At 63.5% G+C, this 24,753-nt stretch carries 25 protein-coding genes; 7 read left to right on the top strand and 18 right to left on the bottom strand.

The annotated features are described in order from the left end of the window. Window positions 1-182: 182 nt before the first annotated feature. From PDMSB3_RS18210 to ugpB, 5 genes are all read right to left on the bottom strand, one after another. Window positions 183-482, bottom strand: coding sequence for a DUF3761 domain-containing protein (locus PDMSB3_RS18210; protein ID WP_165187121.1), 300 nt, complete (start codon window positions 480-482; stop codon window positions 183-185). 50 nt (window positions 483-532) lie between these two features. Next, window positions 533-1,621, bottom strand: a complete 1,089-nt coding sequence (locus PDMSB3_RS18205) for a sn-glycerol-3-phosphate import ATP-binding protein UgpC (RefSeq protein ID WP_007180266.1) — start codon at window positions 1,619-1,621, stop codon at window positions 533-535. A 95-nt stretch (window positions 1,622-1,716) separates the two neighbouring features. After that, the gene (ugpE, locus tag PDMSB3_RS18200) at window positions 1,717-2,562 is read right to left on the bottom strand and encodes a sn-glycerol-3-phosphate ABC transporter permease UgpE (protein ID WP_165187119.1); all 846 of its coding nucleotides are present in this window, start codon (window positions 2,560-2,562) and stop codon (window positions 1,717-1,719) included. After that, a complete protein-coding gene (gene ugpA, locus PDMSB3_RS18195) occupies window positions 2,559-3,443 on the bottom strand; it encodes a sn-glycerol-3-phosphate ABC transporter permease UgpA (RefSeq protein ID WP_007180268.1) in 885 nt (294 codons plus the stop codon). The genes ugpE and ugpA overlap by 4 nt, the downstream gene beginning before the upstream one ends. A gap of 65 nt (window positions 3,444-3,508) precedes the next feature. Beyond that, window positions 3,509-4,834 (bottom strand): sn-glycerol-3-phosphate ABC transporter substrate-binding protein UgpB, encoded by a 1,326-nt coding sequence (gene ugpB, locus PDMSB3_RS18190; protein WP_165187116.1) that lies wholly within the window; start codon window positions 4,832-4,834, stop codon window positions 3,509-3,511. A gap of 321 nt (window positions 4,835-5,155) precedes the next feature. On the opposite strand from ugpB, the gene PDMSB3_RS18185 reads away from it, so the two are divergent. Next, window positions 5,156-6,130: a glycerophosphodiester phosphodiesterase family protein gene (locus PDMSB3_RS18185; protein ID WP_165187114.1), complete on the top strand. Its 975-nt coding sequence runs from the start codon at window positions 5,156-5,158 to the stop codon at window positions 6,128-6,130. Between the two features lie 112 nt (window positions 6,131-6,242). Here the strand turns inward: PDMSB3_RS18185 and ychF are convergent, their stop codons facing one another. Beyond that, on the bottom strand, window positions 6,243-7,337 hold the full coding sequence (gene ychF / locus PDMSB3_RS18180; protein WP_007180271.1) for a redox-regulated ATPase YchF: 1,095 nt from the start codon (window positions 7,335-7,337) through the stop codon (window positions 6,243-6,245). Window positions 7,338-7,733: 396 nt separating this feature from the next. Between ychF and PDMSB3_RS18175 the strand changes: the two genes are divergently transcribed. From PDMSB3_RS18175 to PDMSB3_RS18160, 4 genes are all read left to right on the top strand, one after another. Next, on the top strand, window positions 7,734-8,906 hold the full coding sequence (locus PDMSB3_RS18175; RefSeq protein WP_007180272.1) for a UbiH/UbiF family hydroxylase: 1,173 nt from the start codon (window positions 7,734-7,736) through the stop codon (window positions 8,904-8,906). 122 nt (window positions 8,907-9,028) lie between these two features. Continuing rightward, on the top strand, window positions 9,029-9,754 hold the full coding sequence (locus PDMSB3_RS18170; RefSeq protein ID WP_007180273.1) for a DsbC family protein: 726 nt from the start codon (window positions 9,029-9,031) through the stop codon (window positions 9,752-9,754). Between the two features lie 94 nt (window positions 9,755-9,848). Next, window positions 9,849-11,639 carry a M61 family metallopeptidase gene (locus tag PDMSB3_RS18165; RefSeq protein ID WP_007180274.1) on the top strand — a complete coding sequence of 597 codons (1,791 nt, stop codon included), beginning with the start codon at window positions 9,849-9,851 and terminating at the stop codon, window positions 11,637-11,639. Window positions 11,640-11,793: 154 nt separating this feature from the next. Then, the gene (locus PDMSB3_RS18160) at window positions 11,794-12,390 is read left to right on the top strand and encodes an FMN-dependent NADH-azoreductase (RefSeq protein WP_011489945.1); all 597 of its coding nucleotides are present in this window, start codon (window positions 11,794-11,796) and stop codon (window positions 12,388-12,390) included. A 132-nt stretch (window positions 12,391-12,522) separates the two neighbouring features. Here the strand turns inward: PDMSB3_RS18160 and PDMSB3_RS18155 are convergent, their stop codons facing one another. The 8 genes from PDMSB3_RS18155 to rpe all read right to left on the bottom strand — a co-directional run bounded on the left by PDMSB3_RS18155 (window position 12,523) and on the right by rpe (window position 19,883). After that, complete coding sequence (locus tag PDMSB3_RS18155; RefSeq protein WP_007180275.1) at window positions 12,523-13,362, bottom strand: uracil-DNA glycosylase; 840 nt, start codon at window positions 13,360-13,362, stop codon at window positions 12,523-12,525. An 89-nt stretch (window positions 13,363-13,451) separates the two neighbouring features. Further along, complete coding sequence (locus PDMSB3_RS18150) at window positions 13,452-14,078, bottom strand: CYTH domain-containing protein (protein ID WP_007180276.1); 627 nt, start codon at window positions 14,076-14,078, stop codon at window positions 13,452-13,454. A gap of 48 nt (window positions 14,079-14,126) precedes the next feature. Further along, window positions 14,127-14,912, bottom strand: a complete 786-nt coding sequence (gene trpC, locus PDMSB3_RS18145) for an indole-3-glycerol phosphate synthase TrpC (protein WP_007180277.1) — start codon at window positions 14,910-14,912, stop codon at window positions 14,127-14,129. 18 nt (window positions 14,913-14,930) lie between these two features. Next, complete coding sequence (trpD, locus tag PDMSB3_RS18140) at window positions 14,931-15,962, bottom strand: anthranilate phosphoribosyltransferase (protein WP_035518484.1); 1,032 nt, start codon at window positions 15,960-15,962, stop codon at window positions 14,931-14,933. A gap of 17 nt (window positions 15,963-15,979) precedes the next feature. Next, window positions 15,980-16,582: an aminodeoxychorismate/anthranilate synthase component II gene (locus PDMSB3_RS18135; RefSeq protein WP_007180279.1), complete on the bottom strand. Its 603-nt coding sequence runs from the start codon at window positions 16,580-16,582 to the stop codon at window positions 15,980-15,982. A 13-nt stretch (window positions 16,583-16,595) separates the two neighbouring features. Next, window positions 16,596-18,089 (bottom strand): anthranilate synthase component I, encoded by a 1,494-nt coding sequence (gene trpE / locus PDMSB3_RS18130; protein WP_007180280.1) that lies wholly within the window; start codon window positions 18,087-18,089, stop codon window positions 16,596-16,598. A 367-nt stretch (window positions 18,090-18,456) separates the two neighbouring features. Beyond that, window positions 18,457-19,173: a phosphoglycolate phosphatase gene (locus tag PDMSB3_RS18125; RefSeq protein ID WP_007180281.1), complete on the bottom strand. Its 717-nt coding sequence runs from the start codon at window positions 19,171-19,173 to the stop codon at window positions 18,457-18,459. 26 nt (window positions 19,174-19,199) lie between these two features. After that, window positions 19,200-19,883 (bottom strand): ribulose-phosphate 3-epimerase, encoded by a 684-nt coding sequence (gene rpe / locus PDMSB3_RS18120; RefSeq protein ID WP_007180282.1) that lies wholly within the window; start codon window positions 19,881-19,883, stop codon window positions 19,200-19,202. A 288-nt stretch (window positions 19,884-20,171) separates the two neighbouring features. Between rpe and apaG the strand changes: the two genes are divergently transcribed. Continuing rightward, complete coding sequence (gene apaG / locus PDMSB3_RS18115; RefSeq protein ID WP_007180283.1) at window positions 20,172-20,546, top strand: Co2+/Mg2+ efflux protein ApaG; 375 nt, start codon at window positions 20,172-20,174, stop codon at window positions 20,544-20,546. 57 nt (window positions 20,547-20,603) lie between these two features. Here the strand turns inward: apaG and PDMSB3_RS18110 are convergent, their stop codons facing one another. Continuing rightward, the gene (locus tag PDMSB3_RS18110; protein ID WP_007180284.1) at window positions 20,604-20,774 is read right to left on the bottom strand and encodes a hypothetical protein; all 171 of its coding nucleotides are present in this window, start codon (window positions 20,772-20,774) and stop codon (window positions 20,604-20,606) included. 28 nt (window positions 20,775-20,802) lie between these two features. Here PDMSB3_RS18110 and mltA point away from each other — a divergent pair, with 28 nt between their 5' ends. Beyond that, window positions 20,803-21,927, top strand: a complete 1,125-nt coding sequence (gene mltA / locus PDMSB3_RS18105; RefSeq protein ID WP_007180285.1) for a murein transglycosylase A — start codon at window positions 20,803-20,805, stop codon at window positions 21,925-21,927. 58 nt (window positions 21,928-21,985) lie between these two features. Here mltA and paaK read toward each other — a convergent pair whose 3' ends face one another. From paaK to paaG, 3 genes are all read right to left on the bottom strand, one after another. Next, the gene (gene paaK, locus PDMSB3_RS18100; RefSeq protein ID WP_007180286.1) at window positions 21,986-23,290 is read right to left on the bottom strand and encodes a phenylacetate--CoA ligase PaaK; all 1,305 of its coding nucleotides are present in this window, start codon (window positions 23,288-23,290) and stop codon (window positions 21,986-21,988) included. Between the two features lie 192 nt (window positions 23,291-23,482). Further along, window positions 23,483-23,944, bottom strand: coding sequence for a hydroxyphenylacetyl-CoA thioesterase PaaI (gene paaI / locus PDMSB3_RS18095; protein ID WP_165187111.1), 462 nt, complete (start codon window positions 23,942-23,944; stop codon window positions 23,483-23,485). A 1-nt stretch (window position 23,945) separates the two neighbouring features. After that, the gene (gene paaG, locus PDMSB3_RS18090) at window positions 23,946-24,737 is read right to left on the bottom strand and encodes a 2-(1,2-epoxy-1,2-dihydrophenyl)acetyl-CoA isomerase PaaG (protein ID WP_165187109.1); all 792 of its coding nucleotides are present in this window, start codon (window positions 24,735-24,737) and stop codon (window positions 23,946-23,948) included. Between the last annotated feature and the right edge of the window lie 16 nt (window positions 24,738-24,753).

The raw sequence follows: 24,753 nt of genomic DNA, 5'->3' as shown, positions 1-24,753 counted from the left end.
GTAATCGGTGTTATGGCCGGGCGGAGCGCCCGGTGCCGGCCGGCGCGGCGTGGAGCGCGGCGTCGAACTTCGCGACGCCTCGCGCGCGGGCGGCTTCTTCAGGTGGCATTGTACTTCGGCGCGGGTGCCGGACGGCAGTGGGTGTCTGCGGGTGTCCGTTCGGCCAGGGGCGGTTCGGATGCTCAGAGCCAATCCGCCACGCCGCCGTGCCGCGAGCACGTGCCGCTGCGGTGCCGGCTGAAGCTGTACGTGCCATCGCGGCAGCGCGCAGTCGCACCTTTCGGCGCCTTGCCGGATAGGGAACGGGCCGGCGCGTGCACGGTGTTGCCGTCGCGATTGGTATAGGTGTTGTGATTGCTGAGGTTCGCTTCGTCGGGCGTCGTGCCGGGCGCCACATAGGCGAACGCGGACGACACGCTGAACACCAGCGCCGCCGTCATTGCCGCGCAGGCGCGCAGGGTCTCGCGAGTCAAGCTTGTCATGGTTTTTCGAGTGCCCGTTATTTGGACCGCCCCGTGGGTTTTATCAGGCGTCAATTGGCGCGTCTTCCGCTTGCCGGATCGAAGAAATGCAGATGCTGCGCGGGCAGCGCTACTTGCAGCGCTTCGCCCGCTGCGGGCCGATGCGCGTGCGGCAGGCGCACTGTCACGTCATGCTTGCCCCAGCGGCCGTGCGCCAGATTGTCCGCGCCGAGCAGTTCGCAGGAATCGACGGTGAGCGTCGCGTGAGGCGCGTCTGGCTGACCCGGGCTCATGTGTTCCGGGCGGATGCCGAGCGTCCACTCGCGTCCTTTGGCGACTTCGCGGCCGATCGATACCACGCCTGTCAAAGGCAGTTTCGGACCGTTACCGGCTACTTCGAAAAGCGCACCGTCGTCCGACACGCGGCCTTCCAGCAGATTCATTCCCGGCGAGCCGATGAAGCTCGCGACGAACACCGTGGCGGGCCGCTCATAGACTTCGGTCGGCGCGCCGATCTGCTCGGCGTGGCCCTTGTTCATCACGATCACGCGCTGGGCCAAAGTCATTGCTTCGATCTGATCGTGCGTCACGTACAGACTCGTGGTGGCAAGCCGCGCATGCAGACGCTGGATTTCGAGCCGCATCTGCACGCGCAGTCGGGCGTCGAGATTCGACAGCGGTTCGTCGAACAGAAACACGGCCGGCTCGCGCACGATCGCGCGACCCATTGCGACGCGTTGCCGTTGCCCGCCGGACAACTCGCGCGGCTTGCGTTGCAGCAGCGCTTCGAGTTCGAGAATCTGCGCGGCGGCCTGCACGCGTTTTTCGATCTGCGCGCGGTCCACGCCCGCGATCTTCAGCGCGTAGCCCATGTTCTCGGCCACGCTCATGTGCGGATAGAGCGCATAGTTCTGGAACACCATCGCGATGTTGCGATCCTTCGGCTCCAGTTGATTGACCACTTTGCCAGCGATCGAAATAGTGCCCTCGGAGATGCGTTCGAGTCCCGCCACCATCCGCAGCAAGGTCGATTTGCCGCAACCGGACGGACCGACCATCACGACGAACTCGCCGTCGGCAACGTCCACGTCGATGCCGTGCAACACGAACTGTTTGCCGTCGTAGGTTTTTTTAACACCTTGCAGAGTCAGTGCAGCCATGCCGTTTTAGCCTTTCGTTGCTTGCCGCGGATCGCGCGGTGTTGTCCGCGGTGGTGTCTATTCCAATGCATGAAAAATGCTCGCTGAAGCGCCGCTCACTTCTCCGCGTCCACGAGTCCGCGCACGAACCAGCGCTGCATCGTCAGCACCACGGCGAGCGGCGGCAGCATCGCGAGCAGTGTCGCGGTCATCACCAGGTGCCATTCGGTCGCGGTGTCGCCGGACGCAATCATGCTTTTGATGCCCACAACAGCCGTGGTCAGCGACTGCTGGCTCGTGATCAGAATCGGCCACAGGTACTGATTCCAGCCGTAAATGAACGTGATGACGAAGAGCGCCGCCATGTTCGTCTTCGACAGCGGCAACACGACGTCCCAGAAAAACCGCATGGCGCCTGCGCCATCGATCCGTGCGGCTTCCATGAGTTCGTCCGGCAGTGTCATGAAAAACTGGCGGAACAGGAAAGTCGCGGTGGCCGAGGCGATCAGCGGCAACGTCAAACCGCTATACGTGTTGCTCAGATGCATCGACGACACGACCTGTACGGTTGGAAACATGCGCACTTCGACCGGCAGCATCAACGTGATGAAGATCAGCCAGAACGCGAGGTTGCGAAACGGGAAACGGAAGAACACGATCGCGTACGCGGAAATCATCGAGACCGCGATCTTGCCGATCGAGATCACCAGCGCCATCACGAGGCTGTTGAACAGCATGCGGCCGAACGGCGCCGCCGCGTTGCCGCTGCCTTGCGACCAGACGGTCGCGATGTTCTCGAACAAATGCGTGCTCGGCACCAGCGAAAGCGGCACGCTGAACACCTCGTGCTCGCTCATGGTCGCCGCGCAAAACGCGACGTACACCGGAAACACCACCAGCACGACGCCCAGAATCAGCACCGCGTGGCAGAAGAGGTCGAAACCGCGGCGGTTCTCGATCATGAGTATTGAACCTTGCGTTCGATGAAGCGGAATTGCACGACCGTCAACGCGACGACGATCACCATCAGGATCACCGACTGCGCGCCCGAACTGCCGATGTCGAGCCCCTGGAAACCTTCGGCGAAGATCTTGTAGATCAGCGTGCGGGTGGCTTGCGCCGGACCGCCGCCGGTTGCCGCGTCGATCACAGGGAAGGTGTCGAAGAACGCGTAGGTGATGTTGATCACCAGCAGGAAGAAACTGGTCGGCGACAGAAGCGGCAGTGCGATGCCGAAAAAGCGTCGCACCGGACCGGCGCCGTCGATCGCCGCCGCTTCGATCAGCGAGCGCGGAATGGCCTGCAAGCCGGCGTAGAAGAACAGAAAGTTATAGCTGACCTGTTTCCAGACGGACGCGAGCACCACGAGGAACATTGCCTGGCCCGCGTTCAGCGCGTGATTCCACACAATGCCGTATTTGGCCAGCGCATAAGTGACGAGGCCGATGCTCGGGTTGAACAGGAACGACCACAACACGGCGGCGATTGCGGGCGCGACCGCGTACGGCCAGATCAGGAGCGTCTGATATGTCCTGGCGCCGCGTGTCACACGATCGGCGCAGACCGCGAGCAGTAGCGAAATCACGAGCCCCGACACCGTGACGAGCGCGCAGAAGATCAGCGTCGTATAAAACGACGACAGGTAAAGCGGATCAGCAAAGAGCTGCTTGAAGTTGGCAAGCCCGACGAACTCGCTCGACGTGCCGAACGCGTCCTGACTTTGCGTGGATTGCCAGAGAGCCTCACCGGCAGGCCACAGGAAAAACAGCAGCGTGATCGCGAGTTGCGGCGCGACGAGCAGGTAGGGCAGCAGGCTGGAGCCGAAGCTGGAGCGCTTTTCCATCGATGATTTCCAAGGTTCTGCTGCAAGCACTGGCTTCGGCGCGAGCGCACCGAAGCCCTGCCCGCTTAATTACCGGCTTTCTCGAAGCGGCGCAGCAGTTCATCGCCGCGCGACACGGAGGCGTCGAGCGCCTGTTGCGGCGTTTTCTTCTGTGCCCAGACCTGTTCGAGCTCTTCGTCGATGACGGTGCGGATCTGCGGCATGTTGCCCAGACGCAAGCCCTTCGTGTACGGCAGCGGCGGCTTGTTGAGCATCTGCTTGATGGCGGTATCGCTGCCCGGGTTCTTCTCGTAGAAGCCTTGCTGCTGCGTCAGTTGATAAGCGGCGGTGGTGACCGGCAGATAGCCGGTGTCCTGATGCCACTTCGCGGCAACCGGCGCCGACGACAGATACGAGAGGAATTTCGCCACGCCCTTGTACACCGCCGGATCCTTGCCCGACAGCACCCACAGGCTGGCTCCGCCGATGATCGCGTTCTGCGGCGCGCCCTTCACGCTGGCGTCGTACGGCATCATGCCGGTGCCGAAGTTGAACTTCGCGTACTTCTTGATCGTGGCGAGCGACCCCGACGAGTTGGTGATGATCCCGCAGTCGCCGCTATAGAACTTCGACACCGGTTCGTCCTTGCGGCCAACGTAGGTGAACGTGCCGTCCTTCTGCATGTTCTGCAGGAACTGGATGTGCGCGACCTGCAGCGGCTTGTTGAATTCCAGTTGCGCGTCCGGGCCGTCGAAGCCGTTGTTCTTCGACGCGAACGGCGCGCCATGCCACGCGCTGTAGTTCTCGAGTTGAATCCAGCTCTGCCAGCCGGACGAATAGCCGCACGCCATGCCCGACGCCTTCAGCTTCTGTGCGTCGGTCTGCAGTTCGGCCCAGGTTTTCGGCGGCTGGTTCGGGTCGAGCCCGGCTTTCCTGAACGCGTCCTTGTTGTAGTACAGCACCGGTGTCGAGCTGTTGAACGGCAGAGAGATCAGCTCGCCGGTTTTCGCGTCGCTGTAATAGCTCGCGATGGTCGGCACAAAGGCCTTTTCATCGAGCGGCACGCCGGCTTGCTTGAATACTTCCGATACGGGGATCACGGCCTTCTTCGCCTGCATCATCGTGGCGGTGCCGACTTCATAGACCTGCAGGATGGCCGGCGCATTGCCGCTGCGATACGCGGCGATGCCGGCAGCGAGAGTCTGGTCGTAGGTGCCCTTGAAGATCGGCACGATCTTGTAGTCGCTTTGCGACGTGTTGAATGCGTTGGCAATGTCGTTCAGCCGTTCGCCCAGCGCGGCTTCCATGCCGTGCCAGAACTGGATTTCTGTTGCGGCGTGGGCCGCCTGACTGAGGCCGGCGCTCAACACGGCGGCAACGGCAAGCGAACGGATTAGCGGCTTCAAACTCATCGATTTGTCTCCCATGCAACATGGTTGCTGATCGGAACGGGCGCTGATGCGAATCGCGCGATTCTATTTGTGTTCGATGACAGTCCGGCGTCGGCTGCCGGGCGGCGTACGCCGTTTTTTGACGGGTGCCGAATGCCGCAATTTAACATCGGTGTCACAAAACGGAAACAGCCAGCGTTGGAACGTGCAAGTTTGCATGCGAGCAGGGCCGAGCCTCGTTCGCTGGACGCGGCCGTTTGCGCGCGGGCATGATAGGCGTTGGTTTGGGTCGTGCCCGTCTCGTGTACGTTACGCCCCGGTGCGTATTAATCAGGATTCCAGATGCTGAGTTCAGTACGATTTGTCGCAGGTAGTTGCATCGCAAGCGCCGCATTGACGGGTTGTTCGCTCACGTCCGTCCCGACGAAGAATGTCGTCGCCCAGGTGAGCTCGTTACCGGCGATCATCGCGCATCGCGGCGGCACGGGCGATGCGCCGGAGAATACGCTCGAAGCGATTCGGCTGTCGATCTCGAATCGCGCCGATGCGATGTGGCTCACCGTGCAGTTGAGCAGGGACGGTGTGCCGGTTCTCTATCGGCCGGCTGATCTGTCGGCGTTGACCGACGCGAAAGGGCCGGTGTCTGCTTATACGGCGGCACAACTTGCGCGCGTGAATGCCGGGTGGAAGTTCCAGCGCGCAGACACGTATCCCTACCGCGATCGCCCTTTGGGCATTCCGACATTGCGCGAGGCCCTGCGCAGCATGCCGGCAGGCATGCCGGTCATCCTCGACATGAAGGCGCTGCCCGCCGAACCGCAAACTCAGGCGGTCGCGCGCTTGCTCGATGAAGAAAACGCGTGGCAGCGGGTGTCGATCTATTCGACAGAAGCGGCTTATCAAAAGACTTTTGCGGCTTATCCGCAAGCCAGGCTATTCGAATCACGCGATGCGACGCGTGGGCGGCTCGTGCGTGTGCTGCTGCATCAGGGTTGTGTGGACGCGCCGGCCGAACACGCCATGAGCGCGTTCGAGTTGCATCGCGCGGTGACGGTGGTCGAGAAGTTCACGTTGGGAGAAGGGCGCTCGGATGTCCATGCTACGCTGTGGACGGCCGCCACCGTCGCATGCTTCCGGCAGAAGCCCGGCGTGCGAATCGTCGCGATTGCCGTGAACGATGCGGACGATTACCGGACGGCGGCGTGCCTCGGCATCGACGCGGTGCTCGCGGATTCGCCGTCGAAGATGGCGGCCGTCAGGGACGGTATCGCGTTGCCGCTGCAGTGTGCGCGTGCCGGCACGACCGGCCGGCAGTAAAGCAAAGAGCCCGCGCAAGGCGGGCTCTTCCGAGGTCAGCGGCGGCGGGCGGCGGCGCTCAGGTTTCCACCCGTGACCGCCTCGCGCCGAAGCCGAGGCTCGAACTCGAAACTCACACATTGAACAGGAAGTTCATCACGTCGCCATCGTGCACGACGTATTCCTTGCCTTCCGCGCGCATCTTGCCGGCTTCCTTCGCGCCTTGCTCACCCTTGTAGGTGATGAAGTCGTTGAACGCGATGGTCTGCGCGCGAATGAAGCCGCGCTCGAAGTCCGTGTGAATCGCGCCCGCAGCCTGCGGCGCCGTGTCGCCGATATGGATCGTCCACGCGCGCACTTCCTTCACACCGGCCGTGAAGTAGGTTTGCAGGCCGAGCAGCTTGAAGGCGGCGCGGATCACGCGGTTCAGGCCCGGCTCTTCCATGCCCATGTCGGCGAGGAACACTTCCATGTCGGCTTCGTCGAGGTCGGCGATTTCCGCTTCGATCGCAGCGCACACGGCGACGACCGGCGCGTTTTCCGTGGCTGCGAACTTCGTGACCGCGTCGAGGTGCGGATTGTTCTCGAAACCGTTTTCCTTCACGTTGGCCACGTACATGGTCGGCTTGGCGGTGATCAGGCAGAACGGCTTGAGCGTGGCTTTTTCTTCGTCCGAGAGGTCGAGCGCGCGGACCGGCTTGGCCTGGTCGAGCTGCGCGCGCACTTTTTCCAGCACGGCGGCGTTCTTGATGGCTTCCTTGTCGTTGCCCGACTTGGCCGCCTTCGAATAGCGCGCCAACGCCTTTTCGACGGTGGCGAGGTCGGCCAGCGCCAGTTCGGTGTTGATCACTTCGATATCCGACAGCGGATCGACCTTGTTCGCGACGTGAATCACGTTCTCGTCTTCGAAGCAGCGCACCACGTGCGTGATCGCATCCGTTTCGCGGATGTTGGCGAGAAACTGGTTGCCCAGACCTTCGCCCTTGCTCGCGCCGGCCACGAGACCGGCGATGTCGACGAATTCCACCACGGCCGGCAGGATGCGCTCCGGCTTGACGATTTCAGCGAGCGCCTTCAGCCGCGCGTCCGGCACTTCGACGATGCCGACGTTCGGCTCGATCGTGCAGAACGGATAGTTTTCGGCGGCAATGCCCGCCTTGGTCAGCGCATTGAACAGAGTGGACTTGCCGACGTTAGGCAGGCCGACGATGCCGCATTTGAGGCTCATGGAAATCCTTCAGTGATTCAGTAAGTTGCGTGACGCGCTCGACGCTGTGTGCAGGATTCGGGAAGCCTTCGCGTGTGGCGTGGCGGACAAATGCAGCGGAGCGGGACAAGACACCGGATCGGGGCGTTGGCTCGACGACCGGGTGCGAGTTTTCACGGAAAGCGTAATTGTAACCCGTTCGGATGGGCTGACTGCGGCGGCGGAGGGCGAGCGGCGCTTGCCGTCCAGGGTGGCGCCCGGAGGCGCCTGCCTTCCAGCCGCGAATCGACGCGGCTGCGCGAGGCGAACGCGGCGCTGGCGGCGGCCGGTCATCTGTGAATAGCGGCGCGCTTGTCCGGGCGCAAATGCCGCGCGCGTCGATCCGTCCCTCGCAACCCCCGCGGCTATAATGCGCGGATGAACGCACACCACCAGACCTTTGACGCGGCCGTGATCGGCGGCGGGCTCGTCGGCAAGACCGCGGCGCTCGCGCTCACGCAAGGCGGGCTGCGCGTGGCACTGCTCGCGCAACCTTGCGCGGCGCTGCCTCCCGGCGCCAGCTTCGACTCGCGGGTCTACGCGCTGTCGTCGAGCTCACAGGCTCTGCTGGAGCGTTTGCGGGTCTGGCAGGCGCTCGATCTGACGCGGCTCGGCCCCGTCTACGACATGCGCGTCTACGGCGACGCGCACGCCGAGCTGCATTTCTCCGCGTTTCAGGCTTCCGTGCCGCAACTGGCGTGGATCGTCGAGTCGTCGGTGATCGAGCGCGCGCTGGATGCGGCGCTGCGCTTCCAGCCGAATCTCACCTGGATCGACACGCGCGCTCAGGCGCTCGACTTCACCGCTGACAGCGCCAGCGTTGGGCTGGCTAACGGCAATGTGCTCGAAGCCGATCTGGTGGTCGGCGCGGACGGCGCGCACTCGTGGGTGCGGGCGCAGATCGGCTCGAAAATGGACCGGCGCGACTACAGGCAGACCGGCGTGGTCGCCAATTTCAAGGCTGAGAAGCCGCACGGCGAGACTGCCTGTCAATGGTTCAAGGACGGCGAGATCATCGCACTGCTGCCCATGCCGGACGGCCATGTTTCGCTGGTGTGGTCGGCGCGCACCGAGCACGCCGAACAACTGGTCGCGCTCGATCCGGCGCAGCTTGCCGCGGAGGTGGAGCGCGTGACGGGCGGCCAGTTCGGTGCGCTCGACTGCGTGACGCCCGCGCAAGGTTTCCCGCTCGCGCTGCAAACGGTGGACCGGCTGGTGGCGCCGCGCGTCGCGCTGGTCGGCGACGCCGCGCATCTGATCCATCCGCTGGCCGGGCAGGGCATGAACCTTGGCTTGCGCGACGTCGCGGCGCTCGCCGATACCGTCGCCGGCAAGGAGTCGTTCCGCGATCTCGGCGACATGGTGCTGCTGCGCCGCTACGAACGCGCGCGCCGCGAAGACATCCGGGCGCTGATGATCGCCACCGACGGTTTGCAAAAACTGTTTTCCGTTCCCGGTCCTTTCGCCAAGGCACTGCGCAATACCGGTATGGCTTTCGTCGGGGCGCAGCCGTTCATCAAGCGCTGGCTGGTGTCGGCCGCGCTCGGTTGAAGCGCGCGGTCCGGCGTGCCGCAGCCGGCCAGACAGGTATCATGAACGGATGGACGCGGTTCCGGTCAGATCGGGACCGTCACGAAACGCGCCAAACGCGCGCTTGAACCCAGGAATTCAGCATGAAAAAGACTTTCCGCATCGCGGCCGCCGCGCTTGCCATCGCAGCCGTCACGATCGGCTGCTCGGCACAGGCCGACCAGACTACCGACAAGCTCAAGGCCACGCTGCAAACGCGTCTCGCGGACGTGACGATCAAGAGCGTGACGAAGTCGCCGATTGCCGGCCTGTACGAAGTGAACCTCGGCACGCAGATCGTGTATAGCGACGCGAACGGCGACTATCTGCTGCTCGGCGACATGGTCGACGCGAAGACCCGCAAGAATCTGACCGAGGCGCGTCTGGCGGAAACCAACCGTATCGATTTCGCTAGCCTGCCGTTCGGAAACGCCGTGAAAGTCGTGAAGGGCAACGGCGCGCGCAAGATCGCCGTATTCTCCGACCCGAACTGCCCGTACTGCAAGCAGCTCGAAACGTCGCTCAAGTCGATCGACAACGTGACGATCTATACCTTCCTGTACCCGGTGCTGTCGCCGGATTCGACCGCGAAGTCGAAGTCGATCTGGTGCTCAACGGACCGCGCGAAGGCATGGGAATCATGGATGCAGAACCATCAGGCGCCCACCGCCGCCGGCACCTGCGACACCGCCGCGATCGACAAGAACCTCGCGCTCGGCCACGCCATGAACGTCGACGGCACGCCCACGGTGTTTCTCGCGGACGGCCGCCGTCTGCCCGGCGCCGTGCCGGCCGACCGGCTGGACAAGGAAATGTCCGCGGTGCGCTGAGCACGCACAACCCATCCGGCAAAGGAGGCGCGACGTGCGCCTCCTTTCGCATCAAGCCCGACCATCCCCGCCAGAACACTTCTAATCGCCGCCGATGAAGCCGATCCGCTACACCATCGTTCCCAAGCAGCCCGCCGCCCACCTGTTCGAAGTCACCGTGACCGTCGCCGATCCCGATCCGGCCGGCCAGCGTTTCATGCTGCCGGTGTGGATTCCGGGCAGCTACATGGTGCGCGAGTTCGCCCGCAACATCGTGACGCTGCGCGCTTTCAACGACGCGGGCCGCAAGGTGCGCGTCGAAAAGACCGACAAGCACACGTGGCAGGTCGCGCCGGTCAAAGGCGCGCTGACGCTGCGCTACGAGGTCTACGCGTGGGATCTGTCGGTGCGCGCCGCGCATCTCGACGACACGACGGGCTTTTTCAACGGCACGAGCGTCTTCCTCTCGCCGCTCGGTCACGAGGAAGCACAGTGCGTGGTCGAGATCCAGAAACCGGACGGCGCGGCGTATCGCAACTGGCGTGTGGCCACCGCGCTGCCGGAAGCGCGCGGCACGAAGCGTTATGGTTTCGGCGAGTACCGCGCGCAGAACTACGACGAGTTGATCGATCATCCCGTCACGCTGGGTGAATTCGCACTGGCGACGTTCAAGGCGCACGGCGTGCCGCACGACATCGTGATCGCCGGGCGCGTGGTCGGGCTGGACATGGCGCGTCTGTCGGCCGACCTGAAGCGCATTTGCGAGGCGCAGATCGCGTTGTTCGAGCCCAAGTCGAAGAAAGCGCCGGTGGATCGCTACGTGTTCATGACCCAGGCCGTCACCGATGGGTACGGCGGCCTCGAACACCGCGCTTCGACCGCACTGATCTGCAATCGCGGCGATCTGCCGGTGGAAGGGCGCGAGGCGCGCACCGAAGGCTACCGGACCTATCTCGGCCTGTGCAGCCACGAATACTTCCACACCTGGAACGTGAAGCGCATCAAGCCGGCCGTGTTCGCGCCGTACGACCTGAGCGTCGAAAACTACACGTCGCTGCTGTGGCTGTTCGAAGGCTTCACGTCTTACTACGACGATCTGATCCTCGTGCGCAGCGGCCTGATTTCGCAGGACGACTATTTCGGCCTGCTCGGCAAGGTGATCGGCGGCGTGCAGCGCGGCAGCGGGCGTCTCAAGCAGAGCGTCGCGGAAAGCTCGTTCGACGCGTGGGTCAAATACTACCGGCAGGACGAGAACGCGCCGAACGCGATCGTCAGCTATTACACCAAGGGCTCGCTCGTCGCGCTCGCGTTCGATCTGACGATCCGCGCGCAGACCAACAACCGCAAATCGCTCGACGACGTGATGCGCTTGCTGTGGCAGCGCTTCGGCCGTGAGTTCTATCGCGGCAAGCCGGTCGGTGTCGAAGAAAGCGAGATCGAGGCGCTTTTCGCGGAAGCGACCGGCGCGAAACTGACCGGTTTGTTCGCCGAAGCCGTGCACGGCACGCGCGATCTGCCGCTCGACACGCTGCTCGCGCCGTTCGGCGTCGCCATTGCGCCCGAGCTCGACAAGAACGGCAAGCCGTCGCTCGGCGCACGCGTGCGCGGCGGCGCGGATTGCACGCTCGCAGCGGTTCATGAGGGCGGCGCCGCGCAGAAAGCCGGGCTTTCGGCCGGCGACGTGCTGATCGCGCTCGACGGCCTGCGCGTGACCGGCTCGAATCTTGACGGGCTGCTCGCGCGCTACCAGCCGGGCGCGAAAGTCGAGGTTCACGCCTTCCGCCGCGACGAGTTGCGCACCACGCAAGTCAAGCTGGACGGGCCTGAGGTGGCGCGCTACAAGCTCGCCGTCAGCGACAGGCGGGCCGCCGCTCGCAAGGCACGCGAGCACTGGCTGGCACGCTGATCGTCATCCGGGCCGTCGCTCTTGGGCGGCGGAGTGTGGCGGATTGTTCTACCACTGCAACAATCCGTCGCCGCCGGATGGCTTGTTCAGGGTGCGGCAAAAAAACACAATGGCTCCACTCGCGCAACACTGCGCGCCCCAACTGGAGTCAACCATGACCACGATCCTGCAAATCAACTCGGCAGCCCGCTCGCAAGGCGCGAACTCGACGCTACTCGTCAACGAGCTGACCGCAAAGCTGCAACAATCGAATCCGGGCGCGCAAGTCGTCGTCCGCAATCTGCAAGCTGAACCGCTGCCGCATCTGGACGACGCCGTCCTCGGCGCGTTCTTTACGCCGGCTGACCAACGCACGGCCGAACAAGCTGCGATCGCAGCGCGCAGCGAAGCGCTGATCGCCGAACTGCAAGCCGCCGACATCGTGGTGATCGGCGCGCCGATGTACAACTTCGGCATCTCGTCGCAACTGAAGACGTACTTCGACTTCATCGCACGCGCCGGCATCACGTTCGCATACACGGCGAACGGTCCGGAAGGTCTCGTGAAAGGCAAGAAGGTCTACGTGGTGTCGGCACGCGGCGGCAAGTATCTGGGCACGCCGAACGACAGCCAGACGCCGTACCTGAAAAGCTTCCTCGGCTTCCTCGGCATGACCGACGTGAGCTTCATCTACGCCGAAGGTCTGAACATGGGCCCGGACGCTGCCAGCGCCGCGCTGGCTTCCGCCCGCGAAGCGATCGCCGCCGCGTAAGGCTGGCCGCGCCGCTTCGATATGCGGCGAATCGCTCGATGGAATGAAAAACGCCACCGATTTGAGTCCGTGGCGTTTTTTCTTTGATGCGTAGATGTTTCGCCGATGCATCATGCCGCGATGCCGGCGTTTTCAGGCGAGCATTTGCGCTTCGTGGGGCAGGCGCCAGTCGATAGGCTCGCGGCCGTGCTGTGCGAGATATTCGTTGGCTTTGGCGAAATGCCCGCAGCCGAGAAAACCGCGATGCGCCGACAGCGGCGACGGATGCGGTGCTTCCAGCACGCAATGCGACTTGCCGCCGAGCAGCGCGCGCTTGGCTTGCGCGTGCGCGCCCCACAGCATGAACACGAGGCCGTCATGGCGCATCGCCAGTTCGTGGATCAGCGTGTCGGTGCATTTTTCCCAGCCGCGTTTTGCGTGGCTGGCGGCTGAGTCGCGCTCTACCGTCAACACCGTGTTCAGCAGCAGCACGCCCTGCTTCGCCCAGGTGTCGAGACAGCCGTGACGCGGCGTCTCGTGGCCAAGGCTTGCGGCAATCTCCTTGAAGATGTTGCGCAGCGACGGCGGCGTGCGCACGTTCGGCGCCACCGAAAATGCGAGCCCGTGCGCCTGCGGCGTGCCGCGGTCTTCGCCGTGGTACGGATCCTGGCCGAGGATCACCACTTTCACTTCATCGGGACTGGTCAGGCGCAGCGCGCGGAATACGTCGGCGGGATAGACGGTTTTGCCGGCGGCGCGCTCACCATCGACGAAGCGGCAGAGCGGCGTATAGGCGTCGCTTTCGATGAACGGTTTGAGATGTGCGCGCCATGCCGGCGGCAGCGCGTCGAATTGCGCCTCGAGCGTTGGCGGCGGCGCGCTGGCGCCGGATTTCTGCGGCGTGGTCGTCATGTCAGTAGACGGTTGGGAGGCGGCCTCGCCGAACAGCGAAGCTTGCGACGGATTGGGGCGGGTGGGGGAAGCGGAGGTCATGGCGGGGAAGTGTCGCAGCAAACGCCGCGTTGCTCAAGGTGTGGGCGCGGCATTCAGTCGCGAGCGCCGGAGGAGCGGCTTTGCCGCGCTCAACCCGCCCGCAATTGATAACCGCGCTGCGCCTTGCTGATGTTGTCCGGTACCAAACCGGCAATCTGCTTGCCGAGTTCCGCGGCGAGCGCGTGGAGCGCGGCTTCGTCTCCAGACTTCAATTCGAGTTCGACTTCCGAGATCGGCGCGCGGCGCGTTTGGCCATCGACTTCGGCGAGCACGTCGCCCTGATCGATCGCCGCTTCGACCTCCGAACCATCCAACCGGACCTGCCACAGCGTACGGGTGAAATTCGTGCGGAACAGCTGGATGAGTCCCGGCGCGGCCTGACGCAAAGCGTCCGCGGCGGACGCTTCGTCGCACTCGCGCAGCAACGCGTCGATCTCCAGCCTTTCGCCCGCCACCGGCATTTCCCATTCGTGCCGGCTGTGCAAACCATCCTCGGCCTTGCCGACCGTCTTGAAGGTTTGCAGCCAACCCTCAGGCGTCTGGCGCAAACGCAAGGCGCTCTTCGAGCCCGCCAGCGTCAGGTCAGGCGTGTCGAAGTAAATATTCACCAGTTTGATCGGTCGGCCGTGCGCCCGGGTGCGTGCGACGAACCACTGCGTCGCCGCCTCCACCTGCGCGGGCGGCAGCGCCAGTTTGATTTCGCGTTCCATGCCCATGAACTGCTCTCCGCTACGTATGCCGCTTGGCGTGTGTCGACAGCGCGCTCAGAAAAACATCCGCGCAAGTTCCACACCCGGCTCGTCCGCGCGCATGAATGCCTCGCCGACCAGGAACGTATGCACGTCCATCGCGCGCAGGCGCTCCACGTCGACGCGCGACAGAATGCCCGACTCCGTGACGACGATGCGGTCCTCCGGAATCGCCTCGAGCATGCCGATCGTCGTTTCGATCGATGTCTCGAAGGTGCGCAGATTGCGGTTGTTGATGCCGATCAGCGGCGTTTTCAGTGTGAGCGCTTCCATCAGCTCGTCGTGGTCGTGCACTTCGACCAGCACCGCCAGGCCCAGCGAATGCGCGAGCGCTTCGAGATCCTGCATCTGCGAGGTTTCGAGCGCGGCGGCAATCAGCAGGATGGCGTCGGCACCCATCGCGCGGGCTTCGACGATCTGATACGGATCGACGATGAAGTCTTTGCGCAGCACCGGCAAATTGCAGGCTGCACGCGCTTGCTCCAGATACGCGACGCTACCCTTGAAGAACTGCACGTCGGTGAGCACGGACAGGCAGGCTGCGCCGTGTTTTTCATATGAACGCGCGATTTCGGCCGGCACGAAATGCTCGCGCAGCACGCCTTTGGACGGGCTCGCCTTCTTGACTTCGGCGATCACCGCGGCGAGACCCGCCGCGTGTTTCGCACGCAAGGCGCCGACGAAATCGCGCAGGTCGCGCGACGACGCTTCGAGGCGCAGCTCTTCGAGCGGCGCGCTCTGTTCGGCCGCCCGGACTTCTTCGCGTTTGACCGCGATGATGCGGTCGAGAATGTCGCTCATAAGTGTCTCGCTACGTAGTTACTGCTTGAATTGCTGGGTGAAGCGGGCCAGCTCGTCGACTTTCGCACGCGCCTTGCCGCTCGCGATCGCTTCGCGCGCCAACTGGATGCCGTCCGCTATCGACGAAGCCACGTTCGCCGAATACAGGGCGGTGCCCGCATTCAGCGTGACGATTTCGCGCGCGACGCCCGGCTTGTTGTCGAGCGCTTCGAGCAGCATCGCTTTCGATTCGTTGGCGTCGGCCACTTTCAGCGTGCGGTTCGACACCATCTGCATGCCGAAGTCTTCCGGGTGAATCTCGTACTCGTGAATCTGGCCGTCGCGCAACTCGCCGACTTGCGTCGCCGCGCCGAGCGAGACTTCGTCCATGCCGTCCATACCGTACACCACCAGCACATGCTTCGCGCCGAGGCGCTGCATTACGCGCACCTGAATGCCGACGAGGTCGGCGTGGAACACGCCCATCAGCTGATTGGGTGCGCCGGCCGGATTGGTGAGCGGCCCGAGAATGTTGAAGATGGTCCGCACACCGAGTTCGCGGCGCACCGGAGCGATGTTCTTCATGGCCGGATGATGGTTCGGCGCAAACATGAAACCCATGCCGGTTTCCGCAATCGAGGCCGCCACCTGTTCCGGCTGCAGATCGATATTCACGCCGAGCGCTTCGAGCACGTCCGCGCTGCCCGACTTGCTCGATACGCTGCGGCCGCCATGCTTCGCGACCTTGGCGCCCGCCGCGGCGGAGACGAACATGGTCGCCGTGGAAATGTTGAAGGTGTGCGCGCCGTCGCCGCCGGTGCCGACGATATCGACGAAGTTCGAGTTGTCCTGCACCTCGACGTGCCGGGCAAATTCACGCATCACCGTGGCGGCTGCGGTGATCTCGCCGATGGTCTCTTTTTTGACGCGCAAGCCGGTGATGATCGCGGCGGCCATCACGGGCGAGAGTTCGCCGCGCATGATGAGCCGCATGAGGTGCAGCATTTCGTCGTGGAAAATCTCGCGGTGCTCGATGGTCCGTTGCAGCGCTTCCTGGGGCGTAATCGACATGATGTCGTCTCTCTTCATCAAGCGTTGCGATTGGACGTTTGTGCGCCGGCGCGCTTCGACTGCTTGAGGAAGTTTTCGAGCAGCGCGTGGCCGTGTTCGGACAGGATCGATTCCGGATGGAACTGCACGCCTTCCACCGCCAGTTCCTTGTGACGCACGCCCATGATCTCACCGTCTTCGGTCCACGCCGATACTTCGAGACAGTCGGGCAGCGATTCGCGTTCGATCGCGAGCGAGTGATAGCGCGTCACCACGAAATGTTTCGGCAGATCCGCGAACACGCCTTTGCAGTCGGTTTCGATCGTGCTGACCTTGCCGTGCATGATGGTTTGCGCGCGCACCACGCGCCCGCCGAAGGCCTCGCCGATCGCCTGATGGCCGAGACAGACGCCGAGAATCGGCGTTTTGCCGCTGAATTCGCGCAGCACGTCGAGCGTGATGCCGGCGTGTTGCGGATTGCTCGGACCGGGCGACAGGCAGATGCGCTCCGGGTTGAGCCTCGCGATTTCGTCCAGCGTGATTTCGTCGTTCCGATAGGTGCGCACGTCTTCGCCGAGTTCGCCGAAGTACTGCACCAGGTTGTAGGTGAACGAGTCGTAGTTGTCGATCATGAGCAGCATGGTGTGTCTCCGGTCAGAAGTCGCTATCGAGGCCGTCTTGAACCTGTTCGGCGGCGCGCAACACGGCGCGTGCCTTGTTCTCGGTCTCTTGCCATTCGGATTCCGGCACCGAATCCGCGACTACACCCGCTGCCGCCTGCACATACAGATTGCCGTTCGCGATCACGCCGGTGCGGATCGTGATGGCCAGATCCATTTCGCCGGTGAACGACAGATAACCGACCGCACCGCCGTACAGGCCGCGCTTCACGGGTTCGAGTTCGTCGATCAGTTCCATTGCGCGAACCTTCGGCGCGCCCGACAGAGTGCCGGCCGGGAAGGTGGCGCGCAGCACATCGAAATTGGTGGTGCCGGGTTTCAGCTTGCCTTCGACCGAACTCACGATGTGCTGCACGTGCGAGTACTTTTCGATCACCATCTTGTCGGTGACGACCACCGAGCCGATCTGCGCGATGCGGCCCACGTCGTTACGCGCGAGGTCGATCAGCATGACGTGTTCGGCGATTTCTTTCGGGTCGTTCAGCAGTTCGGTTGCGAGTTCCGCGTCGCGTTCCGGCGTGTTGCCGCGCGGACGCGTGCCGGCCAGCGGCCGGATCGTGACGATGCGATCCTCGCCGCGCTTTTCCTGACGCACCAGAATTTCCGGCGATGCCCCCACCACGTGGAAGTCACCGAAGTTGTAGAAATACATATACGGCGACGGATTCAGCGAGCGCAGCGCGCGATAAAGCGAGAGCGGATTGTCGCGGTATGGCTTGGTCAGGCGCTGGCCGACCTGCACCTGCATCAGTTCGCCGGCCGCGATGTATTCCTTCGCCTTGCGCACGGCCGCCAGATAATCGTCTTTCGCGAACTCGCGGTAGGTTTCGGTCCGCACGCTTGCCGAGGTGACCGGCGGCTGCACAGTGGTGCGCAAGCGCTGGCGCAGTTCACGCAGACGCTGTTTGGCTTTGGTGTACGCCTCGGGCTGCGTCGGATCGGCGTAGATCACCAGGTAGAGCTTGCCCGCGAGGTTGTCGATCACCGCCACTTCTTCAGTCAGCAGCAACTGGATGTCGGGCAGATTCAGATCGTCTTTCGGCGCCGTGTGCGCGAGCTTCTTCTCGATGTAGCGCACCGCGTCGTAGCCGAAATAGCCGGCCAGACCGCCCGCGAAACGCGGCAAGCCGGGGCGCTGCGCCACTTTGAAACGCCCCTGGAATTGCTGGATGAATTCGAGCGGGTCGCCCTCGTGCGTTTCGACGACCGTGCCGTCGCGCACCACCTCCGACACGCCGTTATGGGTGCGCAGCAGCGTGCGCGCCGGCAGGCCGATGAACGAATAGCGGCCGAAACGTTCGCCGCCCACCACCGATTCCAGCAGGAACGAGTTGGCGCCGTTGCGCTCGCTCTGCGCAAGCTTCAGGTACAGCGAGAGCGGCGTTTCGAGGTCGGCGAGCGCTTCGGCGATCAGCGGGATGCGGTTGAAACCCTCGTTGGCGAGGGACTGGAATTCGAGTTCGGTCATGTTCCGATCCTGTACGGTGGTCCGGCGGCGTGCGTCGGACAAAGCGGGGCGTGGCGCGCCCGGTCAGGCGTTCGTTCGACGTGTCGACACGATGATACCGACCGGCGCGGGTTTCCCATCGACGCGTGCAAGGGATTTCAGCGCACAGATGTACTTTGCGGGTACACGCATGCCGAATCAACCGATGCAGCGAAACAAAGTGATGGAAAAAACGCGTGAGCGCAGCGAAGTAAAAAACGGTTGCCGAAGACGAGCTTCAGCGTACCTCAGGCGAGGTTAGCGCGACCAGCGACGCCAGGGCCAGGCTCCCCGGTCGATGCTAATCAGACTCCGTTTTTTATTCAGAAACATGAGGATGAAGGACTTTTCAAGTCGTGGATTGGTGCGCGGCGATCGCCTTGGCGGCGTCCAGCAGCGAGGCAACTATACCATCGGATTTTATTGTTTGTATAGCTTGGCCGTGGTTGTAGCCGTATGGCACCGTCAACGTGGCCATGCCCGCCGCGCGGCCTGCCAGCGCGTCGTTTTCCGAATCGCCAATGGCAACCGTGGCTTGGGGCTCGACGCCCAGCTGCGCTGCGGCAGTGAGCATGGGCAGCGGATCGGGCTTCTTTTTCGCGAGGCTATCGCCGCCGAGCACGACACTGAAATACTGGGCGAGCCCGTATTGCTGCAGCAGCTCCGCCGCGAACCGATGCGGCTTGTTGGTCACGCAGGCGAGTTTGAGGCCGCCATTGCGCATGGCGATCAGGCCGGCTTCGACATCGGGATAAAGCCGCGTGTGCGTGCCGTTGATCTTTGCGTACTCCGCCTGATAGATCGCGAGCGCTTCGTCGAAGCGGTCTTGCGCATGCTCCGATTCGAAGCGCGGCGCCAGTACGCTGCGGATCAGATGCTCCGAACCCTTGCCGACATAACCGACCACTTCCTCGCGCGAAGTCTCCTGCGCGTCGAGTTGCGCGAGCATGCCGTTCAGGCCGGCGGTGAAGTCGTCAGCGGTATCGATCATCGTGCCGTCGAGGTCGATGATCGCGGCTTGCAGGCGCGGGCCGGTGAAAGCCGGAGCGGGGAACGGAGTGGTCATCTTGCGGGCCGGTTATGCGTCGATTCTCAGTGCTGGATGTTGGCGAGTGCCGCGCGCATCTTCTCGATCACGACCTTGTGGTCGGGCTGGCCGAAAATCGCCGAACCGGCCACGAAGGTGTCCGCACCGGCCGCCGCGATTTCGGCGATGTTGTCCACCTTCACGCCGCCGTCCACTTCCAGATGAATCTCGCGACCGGTGCGCTCCGTGTAGGCGTTGATACGCTGGCGCGCTTCGCGCAGTTTGTTGAGCGCTTCCGGAATGAACGATTGGCCGCCGAAGCCCGGATTCACCGACATGATCAGCACGAGATCGACCTTGTCCATCACGTGATCCAGATAATTCAGCGAGGTGGCCGGATTGAACACCAGGCCAGCCTTGCAGCCGTGGTCGCGGATCAGCGACAGCGTGCGGTCGATGTGATCCGAGCCTTCCGGGTGAAAGCTGATCAGGTTCGCGCCGGCCTTGGCGAAGTCCGGCACGATCCGGTCGACCGGACGCACCATCAGATGCACGTCGATCGGGACGTCCACATGCGGGCGGATCGCTTCGCAGACGAGCGGGCCGATGGTCAGGTTCGGCACGTAGTGGTTGTCCATCACGTCGAAGTGAATCCAGTCGGCGCCGGCGGCGACAACATTGCGCACTTCTTCGCCGAGGCGGGCGAAGTCGGCTGACAGAATGCTTGGGGCGATGCGGAATTGCGTCATGGCAGGGGCGAAGGCAAGCGGGAAAGCGCCATTTTACCGTTTTGTGCGCGGGCGTTCCGGTTCGCCGATGCTTTGAGTGCGGCTCCACGCCCGGCCCGATTCGAGTGGCGAATGTGACAAAACGCCTTACTGGCCCTTGGCCAAAGGGATTTGTCCGGTTGCGGGCGTGTCGCGCATCAAGCAGAATGCCAACACCATCAGCGCCGCTTCGCCAATGCGCCCGCAAACCATTGGCGTTCGGGCTTTCCCGCGACATTTCACCCCGCGTTTCAGCAGACCGGAATCAGGATGAGCCAGTACGAATTCAGCGTCTCGACGCAGGTGCAATATCTGCCCGAAGAGTCGGACCCGGAGCGCCGCCAGTATGCATTCGCATACACGCTGACTATCCGTAACACCGGCCAGGTGCCCGCGCAGTTGATCGCGCGGCATTGGGTCATCACGGACAGCGACAAGAACGTGCAGGAAGTGAAGGGCCTGGGTGTGGTCGGCCATCAGCCGCTGCTCAAACCGGGCGAGCATTTCGAGTACACGAGTTGGGCGGTGATCGCCACGCCGGTCGGCACCATGCGCGGAGAATACTTCTGCGTGGCCGAGGACGGCGAGCGGTTCGATGCGCCGGTGCCGGAGTTCATCCTGCGCATGCCGCGTACGTTGCATTGAACCGGGCGCGCGGCTCGCGGTCTTTAGAAAGCTCAATGCGCGGTTCAACGCGCAGCTTTACTGCGGTTTTTGCTGTTTTTGTTGCTTTTGCTGTTCAGTGGCGTTGGCACGCGCCGCTTTCTTCTTGCCGGACGACGTCCATACAACGATAAAGACGAGCAGGAAGAGCGCGAGGAGCGATTCCAGCGCGAAGATAAGCATCGGGTATTCGTCGAACAGATCAGACATGGCGGTTTCCATCAAGAACGAACATTGTATGCGTTTTGTCCGCACGGCCGCAGGGTGGCTCGGTGCGCTTTCGGTCGCGGTATTGCTGGCGTCCTGCGGCGGCAGCGGCGCGGTCCGGCCTTCAGTTTCGCCGCCCACGGGTGCGGCGATCATACCCGGACAGATTGCCGCGACGCGGCTGACGGCGGTTGCATGGCAGCAGGTGCCGGGCTGGCAGGACGACTCGCTGATCGGCGCGACCGCCGCATTGCGGCAAAACTGCGTGAGGCTGGCGCGTCAACCGAACTGGTCGCGTGCATGCGCGGCAGCCTCGCAAATCGACGACCTCGACGTCACCAGTGCGCGGGCTTTCTTTGAAGCCTATTTCACGCCCTTCCAGCTAGCGAATACCGACGGCACGGTGGACGGCCTGGTCACCGGTTACTACGAGCCCTTGCTGCGTGGTTCGCGCACGCGGCACGGCGTGTATCAGACCGCGCTGTATCGCTGGCCAAGCGGTTATCGTGCGGGCGCACCGCTGCCGGCTCGCGCGCAACTCGAGCGCGCGGGGGTGCTCAACGGTAATGAAATCGTATGGGTCGACGATCCGATCGAAGCGTTTTTCCTGCAGGTGCAGGGCTCCGGGCGCATCGTGATGGAAGACGGCAGCGTGATGCGTCTCGGTTTTGGCGGCACCAACAACCAGCCGTACAAGTCGATTGGTCGCTGGCTGCTGGATCGCGGCGAACTCACGCCCGCGCAGGCGACCATGCAGGGTATCAAGGCGTGGGCGCGGGCGAATCCCACCCGCGTCGATGCGCTGCTCGATACGAATCCGCGCTTTGTGTTCTTCCGTGAGATGCCGTCCGGCGAAAGCGTGCCGAGCGGCAGCGCGGACGGACCGATCGGCGCGCTGGGTGTTCCGCTGACGCCCGAGAGGTCGATTGCGGTCGATCCGACGGCGATTCCACTCGGCACGCCGGTGTTTTTGCAGACCACACGCCCGTTGACCAACTCGCCGATGAATCGGCTCGTCTTCGCCCAGGATACGGGTTCCGCGATCAAGGGCGGTGTGCGCGCGGATTACTTCTGGGGCTTGGGCGACGACGCCGGCGACCTGGCCGGCAAGATGAAGCAGGGCGGCCGGATGTGGTTGTTGCTGCCGAATTCCTGATGTGTAAGTAGCGCACGGCGCGGCGTTATCCGCCGCGTCGCGCGCCCGTTCGCGTTTGTTACAGCCCCGACTTGCGCTTGTCGACCACACGCCGCGCTTTGCCCACCGAACGCTCGATCCCGTTCACGCCCAGCACGTTCACCACCGCGCTCACGCCAATCAGTGCCTTGATGTCATAGGCCAACGCCTGCCTGGCCGTGTTCAACGCGGCGGTGTCCGGTGCCGTTTCCGGGCACGGCTCGACGTTCAGCGTCAGCACGTCGAGCGGGCCTTCCTTGGTCAGCACGATCTGATAGTGCGGGGCGAGCATGGGTTGCTTGAGCAGCAGTTCTTCGATCTGCGTGGGGAACACGTTCACGCCGCGCACGATCATCATGTCGTCCGAGCGGCCGGTGATTTTCTCCATGCGGCGCATGGTGCGGGCGCTGCCCGGCAGGAGGCGCGTGAGATCGCGCGTCCGGTAACGGATGATCGGCAGCGCCTCTTTGGTCAGCGACGTAAACACCAGCTCGCCGAGTTCGCCGTCCGGCAGCACCTCGCCGGTTTCGGGATCGATGATCTCGGGATAGAAATGATCTTCCCAGATGGTCGGACCGTCTTTCGTTTCCACGCACTCCGACGCGACGCCGGGCCCCATCACTTCGGACAGACCGTAGATGTCGACAGCATCGATACCCATGCGTTTTTCGATTGCCTGACGCATGTCGTTGGTCCACGGTTCCGCGCCGAAGATGCCGATGCGCAGCGAACAATTGGCCGGATCCACGCCTTGACGCTCGAGTTCGTCGGCAATCGAGAGCATGTAGCTCGGCGTCACCATGATGATGTCCGGCCGGAAGTCCTGGATCAGCTGCACCTGCTTTTCGGTCTGGCCGCCGCCGAACGGGATCACGGTGAGCCCCGCGCGCTCGGCGCCGTAGTGCGCGCCGAGACCGCCCGTGAACAGGCCGTAGCCGTAGCTCACGTGAACCTTGTCGCCGCGCCTCGCGCCGGCGGCGCGGACCGAACGCGCGACGAGATTCGCCCACGTGTCGATATCGCGCGCGGTGTAGCCCACCACGGTCGGCTTGCCCGTAGTACCGGACGACGCGTGAATCCGTGAAACCTGATCCTGCGGCACGGCGAACATCCCGAACGGATAGCTGTCGCGCAGATCCTTCTTGGTGGTGAAGGGAAAGCGCGCGAGATCCGCGAGGCTTTTCACGTCGCTCGGGTGAACGCCGGCTTCATCGAATTTGCGCCGATAAACCGGCGAATTTTCATAGGCGTGGTTCAGCGACCATTTGAGCCGTTCAAGTTGAAGCGCGGCAAGTTCGTCGCGGCTGGCGGTCTCGATCGGATCGAGCGGAAGGGCGGTGGTCATCGAATGTCTCCTTGCTGCCTCAATGCTTGGGTCTGGTGTACTTGCGCTCGTGCGCGAAAACCGGGGGCGGCTACTGTTTGACCGTGTGGCGCTCGGGAGCGCCACTGAGCCGTGAATCTGCCGCGGGTTTGGTCGCGGGGCATCGTGCGATTGCCGAGTTCTTGCCGCGAGCTTGCCGTGGGGCAGCCGATATCAATCGCCTGTAGGAATCAGGTTTCCTTTGATCTGTGCCGATTTGCCGCGAAACATCGCGACGGTTTCCTCAGCACGATTCGTCACGCGGATATCGTAGATGCCGGCCCGGCCGCTCAACGTCTGCTCGACGGCTTCCGCCGTCAGCACGTCGCCGCCTTGCACGGGCCGCAGGAACTCGATCGAGCAGCCGGCTGCGACCGTGTTGATGTTGTACGTGTTGCAGGCGAACGCGAACGTCGAATCCGCGAGCGTGAAAATCAGGCCGCCGTGGCAAATCTGATGGCCGTTCAGAAAGTCGTCGCGCACGGCCATGCGCAGACGCGCATATCCGGGGCGCACTTCGACGATTTCGAGGCCGAGCGCACGGCTGCACGCGTCGTTCTCGTACATAGCGGCTGCGGTTGCGCGGGCCAGTTCGTCCGGAGTCATCTGGCTGGGATGGTTGGCTTGAGTGGACATGTCAGCGGCCCTCGAAGCGCGGCGCGCGTTTTTCCACGAAGGCCCGCACGCCTTCCGCGTAATCGTGGGAAGCGCCCAGTTCGCGTTGCAGATCGCGTTCGAGATCGAGTTGCTGGTCGAGCGTTTGCGTCGCGCCCGTGCGCATGGCCTGCTTGATTGCCGCGATGGCGCGCGTGGGTTGCTGCGCGAGTTGGGACGCGAGTTTTGTCGCAGTGCCGGCTAGCTCCGCGTCGTCGACTGCTTGCCAGATCAAACCCCAGCTTTCGGCTTGTTCCGCGCTGAGTTTGTCGCCGGTAATGGCGAGTCCCAACGCGCGAGCCATGCCGACACGCTGCGGCAGGAACCATGTGCCGCCGGAGTCCGGCACCAGGCCGATCTTCACGAACGCCTGAATGAAGCTCGCAGAGCGAGCCGCGAGCACGAGGTCGCAAGCAAGCGCGAGATTGGCTCCGGCACCGGCAGCCGTGCCGTTCACCGCTGCGATGACCGGCAACGGCAATGCCTGCAGGCGACGAATCAGCGGATTGAAATGTTGTTCGATCAATTCACCCAGATCAGTCATGGCGCCTGGCGTGAAGTCGAGGTCGGCCAGATCCTGGCCGGCGCAAAAGCCGCGGCCCGCGCCGGTGAGCACGAGCGCACGGGCACCGGACGCTTCAACCTGGTCGAGCGCGGCACTCAATTCCTGATGCATCGCGCGAGTAAAGCTGTTGAGCTTGTCCGGCCGGTTCAGCGTAATGGTGGCGACATGGCTCGATGCGTCGATGTCGAGACGGATCGCTTCGTATGACATTGGGTGTCTCCTCAAA

The organism is Paraburkholderia dioscoreae (assembly GCF_902459535.1).
In the GTDB taxonomy this organism is placed as follows: domain Bacteria; phylum Pseudomonadota; class Gammaproteobacteria; order Burkholderiales; family Burkholderiaceae; genus Paraburkholderia; species Paraburkholderia dioscoreae.
The sequence above is the reverse complement of the archived record's forward strand: the minus strand, read 5'-3'. Positions and strand labels throughout refer to the sequence as shown.

Coding starts and splice junctions, on each gene's coding strand:
- PDMSB3_RS18210 (WP_165187121.1), bottom strand. CDS start 482: ATGACAAGCTTGACTCGCGAGACCCTGCGCGCCTGCGCGGCAATGACG.
- PDMSB3_RS18205 (WP_007180266.1), bottom strand. CDS start 1,621: ATGGCTGCACTGACTCTGCAAGGTGTTAAAAAAACCTACGACGGCAAA.
- ugpE (WP_165187119.1), bottom strand. CDS start 2,562: ATGATCGAGAACCGCCGCGGTTTCGACCTCTTCTGCCACGCGGTGCTG.
- ugpA (WP_007180268.1), bottom strand. CDS start 3,443: ATGGAAAAGCGCTCCAGCTTCGGCTCCAGCCTGCTGCCCTACCTGCTC.
- ugpB (WP_165187116.1), bottom strand. CDS start 4,834: ATGAGTTTGAAGCCGCTAATCCGTTCGCTTGCCGTTGCCGCCGTGTTG.
- PDMSB3_RS18185 (WP_165187114.1), top strand. CDS start 5,156: ATGCTGAGTTCAGTACGATTTGTCGCAGGTAGTTGCATCGCAAGCGCC.
- ychF (WP_007180271.1), bottom strand. CDS start 7,337: ATGAGCCTCAAATGCGGCATCGTCGGCCTGCCTAACGTCGGCAAGTCC.
- PDMSB3_RS18175 (WP_007180272.1), top strand. CDS start 7,734: ATGAACGCACACCACCAGACCTTTGACGCGGCCGTGATCGGCGGCGGG.
- PDMSB3_RS18170 (WP_007180273.1), top strand. CDS start 9,029: ATGAAAAAGACTTTCCGCATCGCGGCCGCCGCGCTTGCCATCGCAGCC.
- PDMSB3_RS18165 (WP_007180274.1), top strand. CDS start 9,849: ATGAAGCCGATCCGCTACACCATCGTTCCCAAGCAGCCCGCCGCCCAC.
- PDMSB3_RS18160 (WP_011489945.1), top strand. CDS start 11,794: ATGACCACGATCCTGCAAATCAACTCGGCAGCCCGCTCGCAAGGCGCG.
- PDMSB3_RS18155 (WP_007180275.1), bottom strand. CDS start 13,362: ATGACCTCCGCTTCCCCCACCCGCCCCAATCCGTCGCAAGCTTCGCTG.
- PDMSB3_RS18150 (WP_007180276.1), bottom strand. CDS start 14,078: ATGGGCATGGAACGCGAAATCAAACTGGCGCTGCCGCCCGCGCAGGTG.
- trpC (WP_007180277.1), bottom strand. CDS start 14,912: ATGAGCGACATTCTCGACCGCATCATCGCGGTCAAACGCGAAGAAGTC.
- trpD (WP_035518484.1), bottom strand. CDS start 15,962: ATGTCGATTACGCCCCAGGAAGCGCTGCAACGGACCATCGAGCACCGC.
- PDMSB3_RS18135 (WP_007180279.1), bottom strand. CDS start 16,582: ATGCTGCTCATGATCGACAACTACGACTCGTTCACCTACAACCTGGTG.
- trpE (WP_007180280.1), bottom strand. CDS start 18,089: ATGACCGAACTCGAATTCCAGTCCCTCGCCAACGAGGGTTTCAACCGC.
- PDMSB3_RS18125 (WP_007180281.1), bottom strand. CDS start 19,173: ATGACCACTCCGTTCCCCGCTCCGGCTTTCACCGGCCCGCGCCTGCAA.
- rpe (WP_007180282.1), bottom strand. CDS start 19,883: ATGACGCAATTCCGCATCGCCCCAAGCATTCTGTCAGCCGACTTCGCC.
- apaG (WP_007180283.1), top strand. CDS start 20,172: ATGAGCCAGTACGAATTCAGCGTCTCGACGCAGGTGCAATATCTGCCC.
- PDMSB3_RS18110 (WP_007180284.1), bottom strand. CDS start 20,774: ATGTCTGATCTGTTCGACGAATACCCGATGCTTATCTTCGCGCTGGAA.
- mltA (WP_007180285.1), top strand. CDS start 20,803: ATGCGTTTTGTCCGCACGGCCGCAGGGTGGCTCGGTGCGCTTTCGGTC.
- paaK (WP_007180286.1), bottom strand. CDS start 23,290: ATGACCACCGCCCTTCCGCTCGATCCGATCGAGACCGCCAGCCGCGAC.
- paaI (WP_165187111.1), bottom strand. CDS start 23,944: ATGTCCACTCAAGCCAACCATCCCAGCCAGATGACTCCGGACGAACTG.
- paaG (WP_165187109.1), bottom strand. CDS start 24,737: ATGTCATACGAAGCGATCCGTCTCGACATCGACGCATCGAGCCATGTC.